This is a genomic window from Pseudomonas sp. GW821-FHT03A09 (genome assembly GCF_059421065.1).
The window spans coordinates 206,768-225,930 of sequence record NZ_JBWKUX010000010.1; the positions used below are offsets into that span (position 1 = coordinate 206,768).

Sequence of the window (19,163 nt, forward strand, 5' to 3'; positions counted from 1 at the left end):
TGCCTGTAGCGCGGGCCTTTGGTCCAGCCTGGCATGCTTGCTGCTCAAGCCTATGTACATCCTTTTGTGCGAGGTACAGCCAGATGAGTCAGCAAGCCGTGAAATTTGCCTATTGGGTGCCCAACGTCAGCGGTGGATTGGTGGTGAGCAAGATCGAGCAGCGCACCCATTGGGGTATCGACTACAACCGCAAACTCGCGCAACTGGCCGAAGCGGCCGGTTTTGAATATGGCCTCACGCAGATTCGCTTTACCGCCGGTTACGGCGCCGAGAATCAGCATGAATCCGTGGCATTCAGCCATGCGCTGCTTGCCGCGACGACCAAGCTCAAGGTGATTGCGGCGATCTTGCCTGGCCCCTGGCAACCGGCGCTGGCGGCCAAGCAATTGGCGACCATCGACCAGCTCACCAATGGCCGTATCGCGGTCAATATCGTCAGCGGTTGGTTCAAGGGGGAGTTTCAGGCCATCGGCGAACACTGGTTGGAGCACGATGAACGCTATCGTCGCTCGGAGGAGTTTATCCGTGCCTTGAAAGGCATCTGGACCCAGGACGATTTCACCTTCAAAGGCGATTTCTACCGCTTCAACAATTACACCCTCAAACCCAAGCCCCTGGGCCAGCCGGAAGTGTTCCAGGGCGGCAGCTCGCGGGCCGCACGGGACATGGCGGCGCGGGTGTCGGACTGGTACTTCACCAACGGCAATACCCCGGAAGGCATCAAGGCTCAGGTCGACGACATCCGCGCCAAGGCCGCCGCCAATCATCATTCGGTGAAAGTCGGCGTCAACGCCTTCGTGATCGCCCGTGACACCGAAGAAGAAGCCCGCGCCGTGCTGGCGGAGATCATCGACAAAGCCGATCCGGAAGCGGTGAATGCCTTTGGCGATGCGGCCAAACAGGCGGGTAAGGCTTCACCTGAAGGCGAGGGCAACTGGGCCAAATCCAGTTTCGAGGACCTGGTGCAGTACAACGACGGCTTCAAGACCAACCTCATCGGCACGCCACAGCAGATTGCCGAGCGCATCGTGGCGCTCAAGGCCGTAGGCGTGGACTTGGTGCTGGCGGGTTTCCTGCACTTCCAGGAAGAAGTCGAGTACTTCGGCAAACGTGTGCTGCCGCTGGTACGCGAACTGGAAGCCAAGGCGGCGATCAAGCAGGTGGCTTAACCTGATCTGTAGTGAGCGGGGCAAGCCCGCTCACTACAGATATTTCTCTAGGCGCAGGGCAGGGGTGTGGTCTTGGTAATAGTCGGTGATCAGGGCAAAACGTCGGTAGCCGTTGTGTTCGTACAGGGCGAGGGCGCCGGGGTTGTCGGTGCGTACTTCCAGGCGCAGGCGGGCACATTCATGTTCCAGGGCGCAGGCCTCGATACGCGCCAATAGCTGTTTACCCAGGCCTATGCCCCGTGCGTGCTCGGCGATGGCGATGGAGTACAGCCGCGCCAGCGAGGTGCCACGGCGAAACAGCACCAGCGCATAACCCAGCAATTGCTGCTCATTCTCCGCCACCAGCAACTGGCCATGGGCGTGGCTGACCATCCATTGGAAACTGCGCGGCGAGAGCCGGTCGGTGTTGAAACAGTGCTGTTCCAGTGCCATCAGTTCGGGCACATCAGCGGGGGTTGCAACGCGAAAGGAAAGAGCCATATGACCGCCGTAAAAGTGTCGTAACGAAACGGGACTTCTCTAAAAGATCGTGCTTAATAGAAAAGGTCGAGTTCTCTAAAGCGGATCAAATATTATGTCGGCGGTACAAAGTCATTGGCGTGAAGTATCCGAGCAAACTCTTGCGGCGACAATCACTAATAAAGGTTATTTTTCCGCGCCGCCAAAAGCCACCAGTCAAGTTGTGATCATTGTCGAGCGCAAGGAAGATTGGGCCTCTTACTTCCCCAGCGAAGACATCGTCACCGCCCAGGAATACCTGGAGCAGACCCGGGAAAACGAGAGTGGCAAGCGCGTGCAGGTGATCAACCTGTGCCGCAGCTACAAGTACCTGGGGCACGGCTACTACTGCTCGCTGCTGGCCGAAGCCCGTGGGCACAAGGTGATTCCGTCGGTGCGCACCATCAGCGAGCTGACAAGAAAGTCGCTGTACGGCCTGGCTCTGGACGACCTGGATAAAACCCTCGATAAAGCCTTGAGTCACCACCTTTACAGCAATACTGAAGGTTTTACCCTGACCCTTTACTTTGGCCGGACCAATATAGAGCCGTTGCAGGATCTGGCCCGCCAATTGTTTGAAACCTTCCCGTGTCCGATTCTGTTAGTTGATTTCAAAAAGAATAACGGTTGGCATATCGAAGGCGTTAAGTCGGGCGTGTTGCACAAGTTGCGCGATGACCAGGAAGATCAATTCGCCCACGCCCTGGACAACTTCAGCCGCAAGATCTGGCGCCAGCCGCGTTCACGTCGCCTGGCCCGTTATGACCTGGCCATCCTGCACGATCCCCTGGAGCAATTGCCGCCGTCCAACGCCAAGGCCCTGGATAATTTCATCCGTGTCGGCAAAGGCCTGGGCATTGATGTGGAGTTGATCGAACGCAAGGACTATTCGCGCTTGGCCGAGTACGACGCCTTGCTGATCCGCGAGACCACCAGCGTCGACAACCACACCTACCGCTTCGCCAAGAAAGCCGAAAGCGAGGGCCTGGTGGTGATGGACGACCCGGCGTCGATCCTGCGTTGCACCAACAAGGTCTACCTCACCGACCTGCTCAACAGCCACCAACTGGGCATGCCCGCCACCGAGATTCTCTATAAGGAACGACCGGAAGATTTCGAACGCGTCGGCGAGCGCCTGGGCTTTCCGCTGGTACTGAAAATTCCCGACGGCTGTTTCTCCCGTGGGGTGATCAAGGTGGAAAGCCAGGAAGCGCTGCTCAAGGCTACTGCCGAGCTGTTCGAACATTCGGTGCTGTTGCTGGCCCAGGAATTCTTCTACACCGAGTACGACTGGCGCATCGGCGTGCTCAACCGCAAGCCGATCTTTGCCTGCCAGTACTTCATGTCCAAAGGGCATTGGCAAATCTACAACCACAAGGCCATCGGCCAGGACATCAACGGCGAATGCCGCACCCTGGCGGTCCACGAAGCGCCCAAGGCTGTGGTGGAGCTGGCCGTGAAGACCGCCAACCTGATCGGCGATGGCCTCTACGGCGTCGACCTCAAGCAGTCCGGCGACAAGGTGGTGGTGATTGAAGTGAATGACAACCCCAACCTGGACGCAGGCATCGAAGATGCCTATCTGCAGGACGACCTCTATGGACTGGTACTGGAGGAGTTCGTGCGGCGCCTGGAGTTGAAGCGCCAGGGCCAGGTCTGGTGATCCGTCGATGATCCAGCGTTTCGATCTGATCGATGGAAAGCTGCACAGTGGGGAACATGACGATGCCCCGATCATGCTGTTCAACAACCCTGACCTGGCCGAACGAGAGTGGCTGCGTGACCACCACAAGCTGGACGAACACGCCCTGGCCTCGGCGCTGGACCCCGACGAGGTCTCGCGCATCGAGTTTCACCCCGACAACTTGTTCCTGATCTGGAAGCGTCCTGAAAACTACTCCGGCGGCGGCAATCTGGTGTTTGAGGTGTCTTCTTGCGGCCTGCTGTTTTCGCCCAGTCGCTTGTTGGTGATCGCTACCGACGAAACCCCTCTGACGGGGCTTGGCAAGCGGCACCCATTGCACACGCCGCTGGATGTGCTGCTCGACCTGTTGCTCAACAACATCCACCACTACTTGGGCCACCTGAAGGTGATCAAGTTGGTCGCACGGGAATTGCAGCAGCAGTTCAACGCGTCCATGAGCAACCACCACCTGATGCAGATGTTCAGCCTCAGCGAAAGCCTGATCTATTACATCAACGCGCTGCACAGCAACGGCGCTGTGCTGTCGCGGTTGCGCAACCACGCGCAGAAGGAGCATTTCAGCGCGCAGAGCCTGGCGCTGATCGACGACCTGATCATTGAGAACCATCAGTGCTACAAGCAGGCCGAGATCTATTCCAACGTGTTTTCCGGGTTGATCGACGCACGCGGCAACCTGATGAACAACAGCATGAACAACCTGTTGCGCAAACTCACCTTGATCAACGTGGTGTTCCTGCCGCTCAACCTGATTGCGAGCATTGGCGGCATGTCGGAGTTCAGCATGATGACGGCGGGGACACCGTGGTGGGTGTCGTACCCGTTGTTTCTGGCGGCGATAGGGCTGGGTGGGGGATTGATGGTGTTGGGCCTCAAGCGAATAGCCGGCGGCTCGAATGTCGTGTGAACACGGATCACCTGTGGGAGCGGGCTTGCGTCGCTCAGGTGGACGGTTGCAGTGTCAACACCTCAAAACCATCCGCCGTCACCGCCACGGTATGTTCCCACTGCGCCGACAGGCTGTTGTCCTTGGTCACTACCGTCCAGCCGTCCTTCAGGCTGCGTACTTTCGAGCTGCCCTGGTTGAGCATCGGCTCGATGGTAAACACCATGCCCTCACGCAATTCCAGCCCGGTGCCGGGGCGGCCGAAGTGCAGGACCTGCGGTTCTTCATGCATCTGTCGGCCGATGCCGTGGCCGCAATACTCGCGTACCACGCTGTAGCCGTTGGCTTGCGCATGGCTTTGGATAGCATGGCCAATATCGCCCAGGCGTGCGCCGGGCTTGACCTGGCGGATGCCGGCCCACATGGCTTCGAAGGTTTTTTCGACCAGGCGCTGGGCCTTGGGGGCGACGGTGCCAATCATGTACATCTTGCTGGAGTCGGCAATAAAGCCGCCTTTCTCCAGGGTGATGTCGATATTAATGATGTCGCCGTCCTTGAGGATCTCCTTGGCGCTGGGCATGCCATGGCACACCACCTCGTTGATCGAGGTGTTGATGCAAAAGGGGTAGTCGTATTGGCCCAGGCTGGCGGGGCGGGCCTTGAGGTCGTTACGGATGAAGGCTTCGACGGCGGCGTCCAGTTCCAGGGTGGAACGGCCGACGGTGACAAAACCGTCGAGCATGGTGAAGACCTGGGCCAGCAGGCGCCCGGATTCACGCATCACGGCCAGTTGTGCGGCAGTCTTGATCATCAACTGTGCCCTCGGATCAGGTCGGGCTTGTCCAGCAACAGTTTGTTGATCAACTCGTTGTAGGGCAGGTGGGGGTTGAGTTCGGCGAGCAGGCCGATCTTGATCCAGAATTCGGCCTGGGCGTTGATGGAGCGGTCCATCGCAGCGCTGGCCAGGCGCAGTTATTCGTGCAGTTGGTCGGTGATCTTGACGATGCCCATGGGGTTCACTGTATGAATTTAATATACAAAGCGTATATGTTTCGTATGTCATGAGTAAACCCCCATTGACTTGCCCCGCAACTGCCGGTTAATTTCGTCGCATGACATTTCAAACCTTTCGCAGCCAGCCGAGCATTATTACCGCCATTCCTCATTTGGCGGGATAGCACACGGCTGCACCCAAACCCGCCCTAGAGGCGGGTTTTGTTTTTCCGACTCCTGGGCCCCTGCAAAACACCAGGAGACACTCATGAGTACCCAAAACACCGACACGGGCCTGCTTGAGCACTACGTGAAAAAGATCCTCGCGGCTCCGGTCTATGACCTAGCGGTGCGTACGCCTTTGCAACTCGCGCCGGCGCTGTCGGCGTTGCTGGGCAACCAGGTGTTGCTCAAGCGCGAAGACCTGCAACCCACGTTTTCCTTCAAGATTCGGGGTGCCTACAACAAGCTGATGCAACTCACGGCGGAACAGAAAGCCCGGGGCGTGGTGACCGCGTCGGCGGGCAACCACGCCCAGGGTGTGGCGCTGGCAGCGCGGGAATTGGGGATCAAGGCGCGCATCGTCATGCCGTGCACCACGCCGGAGTTGAAGGTGCTGGGTGTGCGCTCCCGAGGCGCCGAAGCGGTGTTGCACGGGGAGAGTTTCCCGTTTGCCCTGGCCCATGCGCTGCAACTGGCCGAGATGTCGGGTAGCACGTTCGTGTCGCCCTTTGATGACCCCGATGTGATCGCCGGCCAAGGCACGGTCGGTATGGAAATATTGCGTCAGCAGCAGGGCCCTTTGGACGCGATTTTCGTGCCGGTGGGCGGCGGTGGCTTGATCGCCGGCATCGCGGCGTACGTGAAATACCTGCGGCCTGATGTGCGTATCGTCGGGGTCGAGCCCGAAGGCTCCAGTTGCCTGTTGGCAGCCCTGCGTGCAGGTGAGCGGGTGGTGCTACCCGGCGTCGACGGGTTTGCCGATGGCACCGCAGTGGCACAAATCGGCGCATATGGGTTTGAGATCTGCCGGGATTGGGTGGATGAGGTCATCACCGTGAGTAATGATGAACTGTGCAGTGCCATCAAGCTGATCTACGACGACACCCGTTCCATCACCGAACCTTCCGGTGCGTTGGCGGTGGCCGGTATCCGTCGATACGTCCTGCAGCGTGGCGTGCGCGAACAAACCCTGGTGGCGGTGAATTCAGGGGCGAATATCAACTTTGATAGTTTGCGACATGTTGCTGAAAGAGTCGCTGCACAAGGTGCCGTTTAATAAAATAACCATAATTAAACGTTTAATCGGCGCATTTCGCCGATGATTTACACGACGTAAGCGCAAGGCCGCCTAACTTATATAACTCACTGGAGTACTTATGAGGAAAGGTTACAACGAGACTGGAATTTGCCGAGTAGGCTCATGAGGGTAAGCGTCTTCCAGGGTCGGCAAGACGTGGCAGGCACGCGCCTGCCAGACACACAATAACCTGTTGGCAGTCTCATAAAAGGAGAGGTTGACCATGCTTTCGGAATTAGAACTTCGCAGCATTATTGAAGGAAGTTTCCTGCCCAAACGGTGCGAGTGCACCAAAGCCGAAGATGCTTCGCTGACGATCAAAGTCTTTGACGACCGCGACCGTGACCGGGTGGATTTGGAAGTCAAAGGGATAAACGCGGACAAGCTCGACAGCAGTCGAGCCATTTGCAACCTGATCAGCGGATTGCGCGAAGACCTCAAGCACTCCCACGCACCCGCGCTGCAACGCGCAGGTGGACGCGGCTATTACTAGGTTGACGCCTGAGGTTGTGTCACTGAAGACCTGTGGGCCTGGATGAGCGCCAGGCCCAATATCTCCCAACGGTTCAATTCTGGAAATCGCAGGCTTCGGACATTTTCCGGTAGCCGACGTCTTGCACTTTGCCGGCCTTGTCCACGAACTTGATATCCGCGTTGATGACCTTGCACTCGTTGGTGTCGGTTTCGTGCATTGCGATCACTTTGTCGATGTTCAACGGCATTCCGTATTGATAAGGCACGGGTTTGGTTGCCGCCTGTTGGGTATCGGCTTGTGCCAGACCTGAGAAAGCTGCCAAGGCCAGTGTGCCGGTGAGTAATAAGCTACGAAGTTTCATGATGGTGCTCCGCAAAGGGTTCGACTTCACTGTCGACCGACGCGATTAACCATCGATTAATTTTTCCCTGGCTGACAAAACCTTCATGAATCCAATTGGTGGCGGTAGGGCAGGTCCGGCCCGGTCTTGCTGCACGTCAGGGCAGCGGCGCGGATGGCAAAACCGAGCATGCTGTCGATCTGTGGGCGGGTCAGCTGTTGCAGGCCTTCCACCGAATCCAATTGCTGCTCGGTCAACCAGGCAATCAACGCCGCCTGGAAGGTATCTCCAGCACCCACCGTATCAGCCATCACCACCTTGACGGCCGGTTGCGACCAACTGCCGTGCTGGCGGCTGAACACACTGGCGCCGTTACCACCACGGGTGAGGAACACCAACTGGCAACGATGTTGCAGCCAGCCCTGCAGCACGCTTTCCGGCGACTGGTCGGGGTAGAGCAGGTGCAGGTCTTCGTCGCTGACCTTGATCAGGTCGGCATGCTTGACCAGCTCAGCCACGCGGTCGCGCCACAGCTGGATATCCGGCTGCGGGTTGAGCCGCACGTTGGGGTCGAGGCTGATCAGGCGCTTGCCGCTTTCGCGTTTGACCAGGCTCAGCAGGGTATCGCCGATGGGTTGTACCACCAGCGAGAACGAACCGATGTGCAGCCCGCGAATATCAGCGCTCAGCGCGGGCAGGTGGGCCATTTCCAGCAACCGGTCGGCACAGCCTTCACCGCGAAAGTTGTACTGCGGTGAGCCGTTGGCGCCCACGGCAACCATCGACAGGGTGGTGGGCGCGGCGAATTCCACCAGGAAGTCCTCGCGTACGCCTTCGTCCTTGAGTACCTGCAACAAGCGGCGCCCGAGGAAGTCGGTCGACAACCCGCCGAACAGCCCCGCCTCGATGCCGAGACGGCGCAGGCCCACCGCCACGTTGAACGGCGAGCCACCGGCAATCGCCTTGTAGTTGACCTTGGACGCCTGCCCGCTGGCCTCTTCTTCGCTGAAAAAATCGAACAGCGCTTCGCCACATACCAGATACATAGTCGTTCGCTCTTAAAGGGTTGCCACGAGTTGTTGATAGCGCTCGTAGGCGTGTTGATAGGCGCTCACACGGTCGGCTGACGGCTGCGTGCGGCTGGCCGGGTCGATGCTCACACATTTGTCGCACAGGCTGGCCAGGGATTCGCCGGACTGGCTCCACGCCGCCTGGATCGCCGCACCCAGCGCCGCCGCTTCGCTTTGTTCGGTACAGACCACTTCGGTGTTCATGATATCGGCGACCATCTGCCGCCACACCGGGCTTTTCGAGCCGCCGCCGATCAAGCGGATGCTTTGGCTTTGCAGACCAGTCTGGCGCAGCAGGTCCAGGCCATAACGCAAGCCGAAGGTGGTGCCTTCCACCACGGCCCGGCACAGGTTGGCGCGGGTCAGGTTGGTCATGTTCAGGCCATGCAGGCTGCCGGTGGCATGGGGCAGGGCGGGCACGCGTTCGCCGTTGAGGAACGGCAGCATGCTCACGCCGTCGGCGCCGATGGGGGCTTGGGCGACCAGGGCGTTGAACGCCGGCAAGTCGAGGTCGAACAACTCGCGAATCACACCGGTCGCGTTGGTCAGGTTCATGGTGCAGATCAAGGGCAACCAACCGCCACTCGATGAGCAGAACGTCGCGACCGCTGCCTGTGGGCTCACGTTCGGCTGGTCGGCAAATGCGTAGACGGTGCCCGATGAACCCAGGCTCATGGTGATCACGCCAGGGGCGATATTGCCGGTGCCGATGGCGCCCATCATATTGTCGCCGCCGCCGCTGGAGACCACTGCATGGGGGTTGATGCCCAGGCGTTCGGCGATGGCGGGCAAAATCGTGCCCACACTTTGATTCGCCTCGACCAACGCCGGCAGTGCAGCTTCCAGGCGACCGCTGGGGTCGATATGCCTGAGCAGTTCCACATCCCACTCACGGGTGCGCACATTGAAATAGCCGGTGCCCGAGGCGTCACCGTATTCCGCGACAGCGTGGCCGGTGAGCCAGTAGTTGAGGTAGTCATGGGGCAGCAGGACATGGGCGATGCGCGCGAACAGGTCTGGGTGTTGTTCGCGGGTCCATAGCAGTTTCGACACGGTGTAACCCGGTGCAATCGCCACGCCGAGGCGTTCCAGTGAGCCATGTTCGCCGCCCAGATACGCCAGCAGGCGGTCGTTCTCAGGCGTGGTTTCGGTGTCGCACCACAGCTTGGCCGGGCGCAGCACCTGGTCCTGTTCATCGAGCAATACCAGGCCATGCTGCTGGCCGGAGACGCCGATGCCGAGAATGTCCTGGCCGTCCACGCCGGCTTGTTGCAGGGCGCGATGGGTCGCTTCGGTAAAGGCATCCAGCCATTCCTGGGCGTGCTGCTCGCGACGGCCATTGGTGCCGCTGAGCAACGTGTGTGCAGCGGCGCCCAGGCCCAGCACCTTACCGCTGGAGGCATCGAGGACGATGGCCTTGGTGCCCTGGGTGCCGCAGTCGATGCCGAGGAACAGGTTTTGCTGGGTCATAGTGGGGTGCTCAGCAGTTTTATTGTTTGAATTGGCAATGCAGTCAAATGTGGGAGGGGGCTTGCCCCCGATAGCAGTGGGTCAGATAAGAATGTATTGACTGATGCGCCGCTATCGGGGGCAAGCCCCCTCCCACAGGTTTAAGCCAGTTTCTTCAGCAGGTTTTGCAGTGTTTGGGTGACGCCGTTATCGCGCAAACTCACAAAACACCGCTCAAACGCTGCCACAAACTCAGGCGAATTGGGAATGGCGGTGCCGAAAATCTCCTCCACGCCCAGCAACCGTTGGCCGATCAGCGCGTCATCACTCACCAGCCCCTGGCAGAATTCCGCCCGTGGGTCGGGAATCCTGTAGCTCACGCCGTTCTCATCCACGCCTTTCAAATAGAAGGCCCAGGCTGCAACCACCAGCGCTGCACGCTCAGTCTCGCGGCCATCGGCAATCAAGCGATTGATGGTCGGCACGGTGAACTTGGGAAACTTCGACGAGCCGTCGGAACACACGCGCTCCAATTGGTCGGCAATCGCCTGGTTGGAAAAACGATCCACCAGGGTCTGCTTGTAGTCGGTCAGGTCGATGCCCGGTACGGGAGCCAGGTTCGGCGTGACGTCCAGGTCCATGTACGCACGCATGTAGGCGACAAATACCGGGTCGTTCATGGTCTCGTGTACAAACCGATAACCCTTGAGGAAACCCAGGTAAGTCAGCGCCAGATGGCTGCCGTTGAGCAGGCCGATTTTCATTTCTTCATAGGGCGTCACGTCGTCGGTGAACTGCACGCCGACCTTCTCCCACGCCGGGCGTCCGTTGACGAACTTATCTTCCAGCACCCACTGCACAAAGGGTTCGCACACCACCGGCCAGGCATCGTCGATGCCATGTTCATCATGCAGTTGCAGGCGGTGGGCGGTGCTGGTCATGGGCGTGATGCGGTCGACCATGGCGTTGGGAAAGCTCACGTTGGCCTTGATCCAGTCATGCAGTTCGGCGTTGTGCAAGGCGGCAAACGCCAGCAGCGCCTTGCGGGTGACCGCGCCATTGTGCGGCAGGTTATCGCAAGACATGACGGTGAATGCCGCAATACCCGCCGCACGGCGTTTAGTCAGCGCCGCGCAGATAAAACCGAACACGGTTTTCGGCGCGTTCGGGTGCGCCAGGTCGTGCTGGATCTGCGGCAGGTGGGCCATGAACTCGCCGTTGCTGTCGTCGATGCAGTAGCCGCCTTCGGTGATGGTCAGCGAGACAATGCGAATCTCGGGGCTGGCCAGTTTGTCGATCAGTGCCTCGGCACTGTCCTCGGCCAGCAGCATGTCGCTGATCGAGCTGATCACCCGCACTTCGGTGTCGTCGGTGTCACCCAGTTCATACAGGGTGAACAGGTAGTCCTGGCCGGCCAGGTCGTCGCGGGCCTTGCGGTCCTCGGCACGCAGGCCGACGCCGCAGATACTCCAATCAAGGCCCACGCCCTTATTCATCAGCGCATCGGTGTAATACGCCTGATGCGCACGGTGAAAACCGCCGACGCCGATATGGGCAATGCCCTGGGAGGTGTGGGTGTAAGTCGGCAGCTGTACTTCGGGTGCCAACTGAGTGAGATTTTGTTTATTCAGTTTCATCACAGGTCTCGCGAAATCAGGCGGCAGCGCGCAGTGGGCGGGCCACGGCTACACCGTCGGTGTCGAACAGATGGCAGTGCGCCGGGTCGAGGTGCAGGTGCAGTGTTTCGCCGTATTGGCTGGCCATGTCGCCGCGAATCCGCATGGTCAGCGGCTCGCCATTGGCGGTGATGACATGGCAGAACGTGTCGCTGCCCAGGCGTTCGCCCACATCGGCGGTGACGGTGAGGCTGGTTTGGCCGGGCGCAGCGATTTCCAGGTGCTCCGGACGAATCCCCAGGGTCACTGCACTGCCCACGCTCAAGCTGGCACCGCTCAACGGCAGGCTGATCAAGGTGCCGGCGTCCAGTTGCACTTCACAGCCCTGGCTTTCGACACGGGTGACCTTGCCCTTGAGGAAGCCCATTTTCGGTGTACCCAGGAAGCCTGCTACAAACAGGTTGGCCGGCTGGTGATACAGCTCCAGGGGCGAACCGACCTGTTCGATGCGGCCACTGTTGAGCACCACGACTTTGTCGGCCAGGGTCATGGCTTCCACCTGGTCGTGGGTCACGTAGATCATGGTCGCCTGCAGCTCTTTATGCAGGCGCGCCAGTTCCAGGCGCATCTGCACGCGCAGGGCGGCGTCGAGGTTGGACAGCGGTTCGTCGAACAGGAAGATTTTCGGGTTGCGCACAATCGCACGCCCAATCGCCACCCGCTGGCGCTGACCGCCGGACAACTGCTTGGGCTTGCGCTCCAGCAGCGGGCCCAGTTCCAGGATGCGTGCGGCTTCGCTGACTTTGCTTTCCACCAGCTGCTTGTCCACGCCTGCCAGGTCCAAGGCAAATGACATGTTCTTGCGCACGCTCATGTGCGGGTACAGCGCGTAGGTCTGGAACACCATCGCCAGGTCGCGCTTGGCCGGGGTCACTTCGGTGATGTCACGACCATCCAGTTCGATGGTGCCTTCGGTGACTTCTTCGAGGCCGGCGATCAGGCGTAGCAGGGTGGATTTACCGCAGCCCGATGGGCCGACGAACACCACGAACTCCTTGTCGTTCACTTCCAGGTCGATGCCCTTGATGATGGAAAAGCCTTCGAAGCCTTTTTGCAGATTCTTGATTTTCAGGTTGGCCATGATGGGCCTCCGCATTCAAATTTTTTTATTAGGAAGCCGTTATTTCACGGCGCCGAAGGACAAACCGCGTACCAGCTGTTTCTGGCTGATCCAGCCAAAAATCAGGATCGGCGCACAGGCCAGCGTCGACACGGCGGACAATTTGGCCCAGAACAACCCTTCGGGGCTGGAGTAGGAGGCGATCAGCGCGGTCAGCGGCGCGGCGTTGGACGAGGTCAGGTTCAATGACCAGAACGCCTCGTTCCAGCACAGGATCAGCGACAGCAACACAGTAGAGGCCAGGCCGCCCTTGGCGATCGGCAGCAGCACCCGGACCATTTCCTGCCACAGGGTGGCGCCATCCAGGCGGGCGGCTTCGAGGATGTCCTTGGGGATGTCCTTGAAGTAGGTGTAAACCATCCAGACCACAATCGGCAGGTTGATCAGGGTGTAGATGATGATCAGCGCAATGCGCGTATCCAGCAGGCCAAAGCTCTTGGCCAACAGGTAGATCGGCATCAATACGCCCACTGGCGGCAACATCTTGGTCGACAGCATCCACAGCAGCGTGCCTTTGGTACGCTGGGTTTCGTAGAACGCCATCGAGTAGGCGGCCGGCACCGAAATCAGCAGGCACAAGGCGGTGGCGCTGAAGGAAATCACCACGGAGTTCCAGGCATACGCGAAGTAGTTGCTGCGCTCATTGATGTGCAGGTAATTCTCCAGCGTTGGCGTGAAGATGAACTGCGGTGGCGTGGCGAACGCGTCGATTTCGGTCTTGAAACTGGTCAGCACCATCCAGAAGATCGGGAAGAAGATCAGGATCGCGATGGCCCAGGCCAACGTGCCGAGCAACAGGCTTTGCAGGCGGCGGGATTGTTGAAGCGTCATGGCGCGGCCCTCAAGGCTTGTCAGTCAGGTTTTTGCCGATCATCCGCACCAGGATGATCGCCGCGATATTGGCGATGACCACGGCAATCAAGCCGCCGGCCGAGGCCATGCCCACGTCGAACTGCACCAGCGCCTGGTTGTAGATCAGGTAGGCGAGGTTGGTCGACGCATAGCCGGGGCCACCGTTGGTGGTGGTGAAAATTTCGGCGAACACCGAGAGCAGGAAGATGGTTTCGATCATCACCACCACGGCAATCGGGCGGGCCAGGTGGGGCAGGGTCAGGTGCCAGAAGATCGCGATGGCGCCGGCACCGTCCAGGCGCGCGGCTTCCTTTTGCTCCTGGTCGAGGGACTGCATGGCGGTCATCAACAACAGGATGGCGAAGGGCAGCCATTGCCATGACACGATGATGATGATCGAGAGCAGTGGGTAGTGCGCCAGCCAATCCACCGGCTCGGCTCCGAACAGCTTCCACACGGCGGCGAGAACACCGGACACCGGGTGAAAAATCAGGTTCTTCCAGATCAGTGCACCGACGGTGGGCATGATGAAAAACGGCGAAATCAACAACACCCGCACCAGGCCGCGACCGAAGAACTCACTGGCCTCTAGCAGCGCGCTGATCAATACGCCGAACACCACGCTGATCAGCAGCACGCTGCCGACCAGCAACAGGGTGTTGGTAGCGCCGGGGAGGAAGCCCGAGTCGGTGATGAAGTAGGTGAAGTTCTCCAACCCCACGAACTGGTTTTCACCGGGGTAGAGCAGGTTGTAGCGGATCAGCGAAAAGTACAGGGTCATGCCCAATGGCACGATCATCCACAGCAGCAACAAGGCTACCGAGGGGCTGACGAGGAACCAGCCGGGGTTGGCCAGGCGGTTTTTGGGTGGTGTATTCATGGTAATCAAGGCCAGTACAGAGCAAGAATCGGAGTGCGATCAATGTGGGAGCTGGCTTGCCTGCGATAGCGGTGTGTCAAGAAACAGATTCATCAACTGACACACCGCTATCGCGGGCAAGCCCGGCTTCCACATAAAGCGGGTTCCCACATTTACAGTGGAAGGCTCACCTTATTTGGGATAACCGGCCCGCTTCATCTCACGCTCGGTGGTGGTCTGCGCGGCGGTCAAGGCTTGATCCACCGTTTGTTGACCCGTCAGCGCGCCGGAGAAGAACTTGCCGACCTGGGTACCAATCGCCTGGAACTCAGGAATGGTCACCAATTGGATACCCACATACGGCACCGGCTTGAGCGTCGGTTTGGTCGGGTCGGCGACTTTCAGCGATTCCAGGGTGACCTTGGCGAACGGCGCGGCCTTCATGTACTCGTCGCTGTAGGTCGACGTACGAGTGCCTGGCGGTACGTTGGCGATGCCGTCGGTCTTGGCCACCAGTTGGCTGTATTCCTTGGAGGTCGCCCAACTGGTGAACACCTTGGCGGCGTCCTTGGCTTTGGAACTGGTCGGGATCGCCAGGCTCCAGGAGTACAACCACGAAGTCCCTTTGTCGGTCTTTTCGTGGGGGGCAAAGGTGAAACCGACATGTTCAGCTACCTTGCTTTGGGTCTTGTCGGTGACGAACGAACCGGCCACGCTGGCATCCACCCAGATTGCACACTTGCCGCTGTTGAACAGTGCGAGGTTTTCGTTGAAACCGTTGCTGGAAGCGCCCGGCGGGCCGGATTTCTTCATGTTGTCGACGTAGAAGTTCAGCGCGTCCTTCCATTCAGGGCCGTTGAATTCCGGCTGCCATTTCTCGTCGAACCAGCGCGCGCCGTAGCCGTTGGCCAGGGTGGTGATCAGCGCCATGTTCTCGCCCCAACCGGCTTTGCCGCGCAGGCACAGGCCGTATTGTTCTTTGGTCTTGTCGGTGAGTTTGGCGGCGAATTCGCCGATCTGGTTCCAGGTCGGATGTTCGGGCATGGTCAGCCCGGCGTTCTTGAACAAATCGGTGCGGTAATAGGTGATCGAGCTTTCGGCGTAGAACGGCAGGGCGTATAGCGAGCCTTTGACCGAGAGGCCATCACGTACCGAAGGGAACACGTCGTCGAGGTCGTAGGACGCTGGCAGATCGGTCATCGGCTCCAGCCAGCCTTTGCCACCCCACAGTGCAGCTTCGTACATGCCAATGGTCAGCACGTCGAACTGCCCACCCTGGGTGGCGATGTCGGTGGTCAGGCGTTGGCGCAGTACGTTCTCTTCGAGCACCACCCAGTTCAGCTTGATCTCCGGATGCTCGGTCTCGAAGGTTTTCGAGAGCTTCTGCATACGGATCATGTCGCTGTTATTGACGGTGGCAATGGTCAGGGTTTGCGCGCCTAGGCTGACGGCGCTGAGGGTCATGCAGGTGCAAGCAAGCAGGGCTTTTGCTGTGAACTTCATCGCGCACTCCATCTCCGTGCCCAGGGGGCTACAGAAGGACAGTTATTGTTGTTGTGTCTTCCTACGAGCGGTCAGGAAGAGTGTGCGTTGATTACAGCCTTGAAATAAGGTTGTGACAAATCCTTGGGCGCACTGGCACTGATACTTTTTTGCACTCGGCAACAAGGCGCCTGAAACCTTTAAGCCAGGTTCTGCTCAGTCAGCCGCTGCACCGCCAGGCGGCGGTAGTGGGAAGGGGTCATGCCCTTGAGTTGCTGGAAGCGCCGGTTGAAGTTTGAGATGTTGTTGAAGCCCGACTCAAAGCACACATCCGTTACGGCTTTATCCCCGTCGGCCAACAGTTCGCAGGACTTACTGATGCGCAGCCGATTGACGAATTCGATAAAGGTGCGTCCGGTGGCCTGTTTAAACACCCGCGAGAAATACGTCGGTTTCATGCCCAGGTATTCTGCAACTTCCTCCAGCGGCAGCTCCCGTGCGTAATGGGCAAAGATATAGTCCACCGCGCGGTTGGTACGGTCGATGCTATGTTCGTCCGCCAATTGCGGCGTAGTTGCGCCCGATAGCAATTGGTAGTCCTCGCAGGCACTCAGCGCTTCGAGCAGGATAAAGAAATGCCCAAGCCGCGCCATGCCTTGGGCGTCTTCGATGCGTTGCATCAAGGTCACGGCCTGGGCGATGGTCTTTTTGCAGCGGAATTCGATGCCGTACTGCGCCCGTTCCAACAGCGGCGCCAGGCTCTTGAGTTCGGTAAAAACCTGGCTGCCACCCTCAAGCAATTCGTCGGTGAAATTAACCAGCATGTCGCGCTTGGGGACCACTTCATCTTCTTCCACCTGGCTGATCCAGTTGTGGGGCAGGTTGGGGCCGGTGAGGAATAGGCTTTCCGGGTAGAAGTTGCCGATGTAATCGCCGATAAACACCTTGCCGGAACTGGCGACGATCAGGTGCAGCTCGTACTCCTTGTGGAAGTGCCAGCGCACCAGCGGGCAGGGGAAGCCATGCTGGCGATAGATGATGGACAGGCCGTTGTGGTCGTCCATCAGCTCGTAGGAAGGGTCGGTGATGCGCGTTGCTCGGGTCATGCTGCCGTCGCTTTATTGTGGTTGCTGCGTAGGATAATGCCCCCTTGCGTGCAACCTCGCCAGCGTCGGCGTTTAAAGCACGCGGTTTTTCGCCTCGATCCACTGGGACATGTACTGAGTACTTTTGTGGGCATGATGACGCAGCATGCTGCCGGTGAAGTTGTCGCGGCGATGCTCGGCAAGGCGGCTGCGGCAGTGCTCGAGGCACGCCACCAATGCCGGCCCGTGAACGTCCTGGTCGTAACGCCGGGCCAGCAGTTGGCGACCGTTTTCCTGGGCCTGGGTCCAGCGCTCGCGATCCTGGTACAACGCCACGGCCGCCGCTGCCAGGGCGGGAGCGTTGTGTTCGATCATGCCGGGCCATGGCTGTTCGTCGCCCATGGCTTCGGCGCCGATGGGCGTCGTGACATTCGGTGTGCCGCAGAGCATGGCATCCGCCAACTTGCCTTTGATCCCGGCGCCGAACCGCAATGGCGCCAGGCAGATGCGCGCCGCGGTCATCACTTGCAGGGCATCTTCGGCCCAGTTCATCACATGGAAGCCTTGCGCCGGGTTGTGCAAGGCCGTGGCCTTGGGCGGGGTGTAGGCGCCGTAGATATGCAGCTGGGCGCCGGGCAGTTGCTGGCGGATCAACGGCCAGAGACTGTTTTTCATCCATAGCACCGCATCCCAGTTCGGCGCGTGACGGAAGTTGCCGATGCTGAGGAAGTGTGCACGGTCTTCAAAGGGCGCAAAAGGTTCGGTGGGCGGCTCCATCATTAAAGGGCACCAGTGGAGCAGGGCAGGCGGCACCTTGAACTGTTCGGTGAGCAGGCGGATTTCCACGTCGGAAATCATCAGGCTGATGTCGCACCGGTAAATCGCGGCGATTTCACGCTTGGCCAGGTCAGTGTCGGCCATTAGTTCGAATTCCTGCTGGAGGGCAGGGGTAAAGAGCGCGCTGAAGTCATCACTGTCGGGATTGGCCTTGAGGCAGTCCTTGAGGCGTTGATGGCGTGCATCGCGCAGGCTTTGCAGGTCGGAGGTTTCCAGGACACGCAGAGCATCTGGGCAGCATTTCTCGACGCGCCAGCCGAACTGTTCCTCCATCATAAAGCGGTCGAACAGGACGATATCCGGGGCAAGCTCGCGGATAAAGTCATCGAAACTGCTGTTATTCAACTCGATGGCGCATTCGCTGATGCCTAAGGCGGGCAAGTCGGCCTTGTGCTCGCCGATGGTCGCTGGGCTGCTGAAGGTAATGTCCCAACCTTGTGTAAGAAAGCTCTCGAGAATTTGCATCATATGCCCGCCTGCGGCCGAGGAACGGGGTTCCGGCCAGACGTAACCAATGACCAGGACTTTGGTGGCGGGTTGATTCATCAACAACGGCTTCCTTGAGGTGCGGGCAAAAAGCGCGCAATTAAACCACAACCGCGTGGCATGACAATTTGTGTTCGGCGGTAGGTAGCGACGGCACTTTGTGGTTAACTCCTGCCTCTCGAATTCGTTTAATCAAACCCAGCATAAGGATTCTGTTCATGGCTCAAGTCACCCTTCGCGGTAACCCTGTCCAAGTTGAAGGCGAATTGCCACAAGTCGGCTCCCAGGCTCCAGACTTCACCCTGACTGCCGGTGACCTGTCTGACGCTACCTTGGCGACCTTTGCCGGCAAGCGCAAAGTGCTGAACATCTTCCCAAGCGTCGACACCCCGACCTGTGCCACGTCGGTGCGCAAGTTCAATGCCCAGGCCAACGATGTGGCCAACACCGTTGTACTGTGCATCTCTTCGGACCTGCCATTTGCCCAGGCGCGCTTCTGCGGTTCCGAAGGCCTGGAAAACGTGAAGAACCTGTCGGACTTCCGCAGCGCGGCGTTCTCCGAAGACTACGGCGTGAACATCGTTGATGGCCCACTGCGCAGCCTGACCGCCCGCGCCGTCGTGGTGCTGGATGAAAATGACAAAGTGCTGCACAGCGAACTGGTTCCAGAAATCGGCCAAGAGCCGAACTACGAAGCAGCCCTGGCTGTTTTGAAGTAACTGTTTCTGCGTATTACTGTCGTTTTGCAGTAACACGCGTGATGCATGCTTGCGGCCTGGCCTAGTCCAGGCCGTTTTTATTTGTGCCTCAAATGCTTAGCGAAATAGCGAGCAGACTAAGATCAGAAGTTAAAAGTTGTAAGTCCAAGGTAAATAGCCGGTAAA

General features: G+C 59.1%; 18 protein-coding genes and 1 pseudogene. 6 read left to right on the top strand and 13 right to left on the bottom strand.

Features of this window, described 5'->3' with window-relative positions; genetic code table 11:
* Window positions 1-83: 83 nt before the first annotated feature.
* Window positions 84-1,169, top strand: a complete 1,086-nt coding sequence (gene sfnG, locus AC07V4_RS19465; protein WP_431751172.1) for a dimethylsulfone monooxygenase SfnG — start codon at window positions 84-86, stop codon at window positions 1,167-1,169.
* A 42-nt stretch (window positions 1,170-1,211) separates the two neighbouring features.
* Here the strand turns inward: sfnG and AC07V4_RS19470 are convergent.
* Window positions 1,212-1,649: pseudogene (locus AC07V4_RS19470) on the bottom strand (GNAT family N-acetyltransferase); the annotation flags it as partial.
* A gap of 94 nt (window positions 1,650-1,743) precedes the next feature.
* Here AC07V4_RS19470 and AC07V4_RS19475 point away from each other — a divergent pair.
* Complete coding sequence (locus AC07V4_RS19475) at window positions 1,744-3,330, top strand: RimK family ATP-grasp domain-containing protein (protein WP_492636552.1); 1,587 nt, start codon at window positions 1,744-1,746, stop codon at window positions 3,328-3,330.
* Between the two features lie 7 nt (window positions 3,331-3,337).
* Window positions 3,338-4,276 (top strand): magnesium transporter CorA family protein, encoded by a 939-nt coding sequence (locus AC07V4_RS19480; protein ID WP_492636553.1) that lies wholly within the window; start codon window positions 3,338-3,340, stop codon window positions 4,274-4,276.
* Window positions 4,277-4,310: 34 nt separating this feature from the next.
* On the opposite strand, the gene map is transcribed toward AC07V4_RS19480, so the two are convergent.
* Both map and AC07V4_RS19490 read right to left on the bottom strand, forming a co-directional pair.
* Complete coding sequence (gene map, locus AC07V4_RS19485; RefSeq protein ID WP_492636554.1) at window positions 4,311-5,066, bottom strand: type I methionyl aminopeptidase; 756 nt, start codon at window positions 5,064-5,066, stop codon at window positions 4,311-4,313.
* Window positions 5,066-5,227: a TA system antitoxin ParD family protein gene (locus AC07V4_RS19490; RefSeq protein ID WP_492636719.1), complete on the bottom strand. Its 162-nt coding sequence runs from the start codon at window positions 5,225-5,227 to the stop codon at window positions 5,066-5,068. The genes map and AC07V4_RS19490 overlap by 1 nt, the downstream gene beginning before the upstream one ends.
* A 289-nt stretch (window positions 5,228-5,516) precedes the next feature.
* On the opposite strand from AC07V4_RS19490, the gene ilvA reads away from it, so the two are divergent.
* Window positions 5,517-6,527, top strand: coding sequence for a threonine ammonia-lyase, biosynthetic (gene ilvA / locus AC07V4_RS19495; RefSeq protein ID WP_492636555.1), 1,011 nt, complete (start codon window positions 5,517-5,519; stop codon window positions 6,525-6,527).
* Window positions 6,528-6,771: 244 nt separating this feature from the next.
* Window positions 6,772-7,041 (top strand): DUF1652 domain-containing protein, encoded by a 270-nt coding sequence (locus AC07V4_RS19500; RefSeq protein WP_492636556.1) that lies wholly within the window; start codon window positions 6,772-6,774, stop codon window positions 7,039-7,041.
* Between the two features lie 73 nt (window positions 7,042-7,114).
* Here AC07V4_RS19500 and AC07V4_RS19505 read toward each other — a convergent pair whose 3' ends face one another.
* The 10 genes from AC07V4_RS19505 to AC07V4_RS19550 form a co-directional block, all read right to left on the bottom strand.
* Window positions 7,115-7,384, bottom strand: coding sequence for a DUF2790 domain-containing protein (locus AC07V4_RS19505; protein WP_492636557.1), 270 nt, complete (start codon window positions 7,382-7,384; stop codon window positions 7,115-7,117).
* Window positions 7,385-7,467: 83 nt separating this feature from the next.
* Complete coding sequence (locus AC07V4_RS19510) at window positions 7,468-8,409, bottom strand: carbohydrate kinase family protein (RefSeq protein ID WP_492636558.1); 942 nt, start codon at window positions 8,407-8,409, stop codon at window positions 7,468-7,470.
* Window positions 8,410-8,421: 12 nt separating this feature from the next.
* Window positions 8,422-9,903 (bottom strand): xylulokinase, encoded by a 1,482-nt coding sequence (xylB, locus tag AC07V4_RS19515; RefSeq protein ID WP_492636559.1) that lies wholly within the window; start codon window positions 9,901-9,903, stop codon window positions 8,422-8,424.
* A 140-nt stretch (window positions 9,904-10,043) separates the two neighbouring features.
* Window positions 10,044-11,519 (bottom strand): mannitol dehydrogenase family protein, encoded by a 1,476-nt coding sequence (locus AC07V4_RS19520; protein WP_492636560.1) that lies wholly within the window; start codon window positions 11,517-11,519, stop codon window positions 10,044-10,046.
* Between the two features lie 16 nt (window positions 11,520-11,535).
* The gene (locus tag AC07V4_RS19525) at window positions 11,536-12,639 is read right to left on the bottom strand and encodes an ABC transporter ATP-binding protein (RefSeq protein ID WP_492636561.1); all 1,104 of its coding nucleotides are present in this window, start codon (window positions 12,637-12,639) and stop codon (window positions 11,536-11,538) included.
* A gap of 39 nt (window positions 12,640-12,678) precedes the next feature.
* Window positions 12,679-13,509: a carbohydrate ABC transporter permease gene (locus AC07V4_RS19530; protein WP_016968929.1), complete on the bottom strand. Its 831-nt coding sequence runs from the start codon at window positions 13,507-13,509 to the stop codon at window positions 12,679-12,681.
* A gap of 10 nt (window positions 13,510-13,519) precedes the next feature.
* Window positions 13,520-14,410, bottom strand: a complete 891-nt coding sequence (locus AC07V4_RS19535; RefSeq protein ID WP_122305697.1) for a carbohydrate ABC transporter permease — start codon at window positions 14,408-14,410, stop codon at window positions 13,520-13,522.
* A gap of 171 nt (window positions 14,411-14,581) precedes the next feature.
* Window positions 14,582-15,892, bottom strand: coding sequence for an ABC transporter substrate-binding protein (locus tag AC07V4_RS19540; RefSeq protein ID WP_492636562.1), 1,311 nt, complete (start codon window positions 15,890-15,892; stop codon window positions 14,582-14,584).
* A gap of 179 nt (window positions 15,893-16,071) precedes the next feature.
* Window positions 16,072-16,977, bottom strand: coding sequence for a helix-turn-helix domain-containing protein (locus AC07V4_RS19545; RefSeq protein WP_492636563.1), 906 nt, complete (start codon window positions 16,975-16,977; stop codon window positions 16,072-16,074).
* A 72-nt stretch (window positions 16,978-17,049) separates the two neighbouring features.
* Window positions 17,050-18,339 (bottom strand): glycosyltransferase, encoded by a 1,290-nt coding sequence (locus AC07V4_RS19550; RefSeq protein WP_492636564.1) that lies wholly within the window; start codon window positions 18,337-18,339, stop codon window positions 17,050-17,052.
* A gap of 158 nt (window positions 18,340-18,497) precedes the next feature.
* On the opposite strand from AC07V4_RS19550, the gene tpx reads away from it, so the two are divergent.
* On the top strand, window positions 18,498-18,998 hold the full coding sequence (gene tpx, locus AC07V4_RS19555; RefSeq protein WP_492636565.1) for a thiol peroxidase: 501 nt from the start codon (window positions 18,498-18,500) through the stop codon (window positions 18,996-18,998).
* Window positions 18,999-19,163 lie beyond the last annotated feature (165 nt).

Bases quoted from the DNA above. Each gene is read 5' to 3' on its own strand.
- AC07V4_RS19505 (WP_492636557.1), bottom strand. From the start codon at position 7,384: ATGAAACTTCGTAGCTTATTACTCACCGGCACACTGGCCTTGGCAGCT.
- AC07V4_RS19530 (WP_016968929.1), bottom strand. From the start codon at position 13,509: ATGACGCTTCAACAATCCCGCCGCCTGCAAAGCCTGTTGCTCGGCACG.
- ilvA (WP_492636555.1), top strand. From the start codon at position 5,517: ATGAGTACCCAAAACACCGACACGGGCCTGCTTGAGCACTACGTGAAA.
- AC07V4_RS19520 (WP_492636560.1), bottom strand. From the start codon at position 11,519: ATGAAACTGAATAAACAAAATCTCACTCAGTTGGCACCCGAAGTACAG.
- AC07V4_RS19545 (WP_492636563.1), bottom strand. From the start codon at position 16,977: ATGACCCGAGCAACGCGCATCACCGACCCTTCCTACGAGCTGATGGAC.
- AC07V4_RS19475 (WP_492636552.1), top strand. From the start codon at position 1,744: ATGTCGGCGGTACAAAGTCATTGGCGTGAAGTATCCGAGCAAACTCTT.
- AC07V4_RS19550 (WP_492636564.1), bottom strand. From the start codon at position 18,339: ATGAATCAACCCGCCACCAAAGTCCTGGTCATTGGTTACGTCTGGCCG.
- xylB (WP_492636559.1), bottom strand. From the start codon at position 9,903: ATGACCCAGCAAAACCTGTTCCTCGGCATCGACTGCGGCACCCAGGGC.
- tpx (WP_492636565.1), top strand. From the start codon at position 18,498: ATGGCTCAAGTCACCCTTCGCGGTAACCCTGTCCAAGTTGAAGGCGAA.
- sfnG (WP_431751172.1), top strand. From the start codon at position 84: ATGAGTCAGCAAGCCGTGAAATTTGCCTATTGGGTGCCCAACGTCAGC.
- AC07V4_RS19480 (WP_492636553.1), top strand. From the start codon at position 3,338: ATGATCCAGCGTTTCGATCTGATCGATGGAAAGCTGCACAGTGGGGAA.
- AC07V4_RS19525 (WP_492636561.1), bottom strand. From the start codon at position 12,639: ATGGCCAACCTGAAAATCAAGAATCTGCAAAAAGGCTTCGAAGGCTTT.
- AC07V4_RS19540 (WP_492636562.1), bottom strand. From the start codon at position 15,892: ATGAAGTTCACAGCAAAAGCCCTGCTTGCTTGCACCTGCATGACCCTC.
- AC07V4_RS19535 (WP_122305697.1), bottom strand. From the start codon at position 14,410: ATGAATACACCACCCAAAAACCGCCTGGCCAACCCCGGCTGGTTCCTC.
- AC07V4_RS19500 (WP_492636556.1), top strand. From the start codon at position 6,772: ATGCTTTCGGAATTAGAACTTCGCAGCATTATTGAAGGAAGTTTCCTG.
- map (WP_492636554.1), bottom strand. From the start codon at position 5,066: ATGATCAAGACTGCCGCACAACTGGCCGTGATGCGTGAATCCGGGCGC.
- AC07V4_RS19510 (WP_492636558.1), bottom strand. From the start codon at position 8,409: ATGTATCTGGTATGTGGCGAAGCGCTGTTCGATTTTTTCAGCGAAGAA.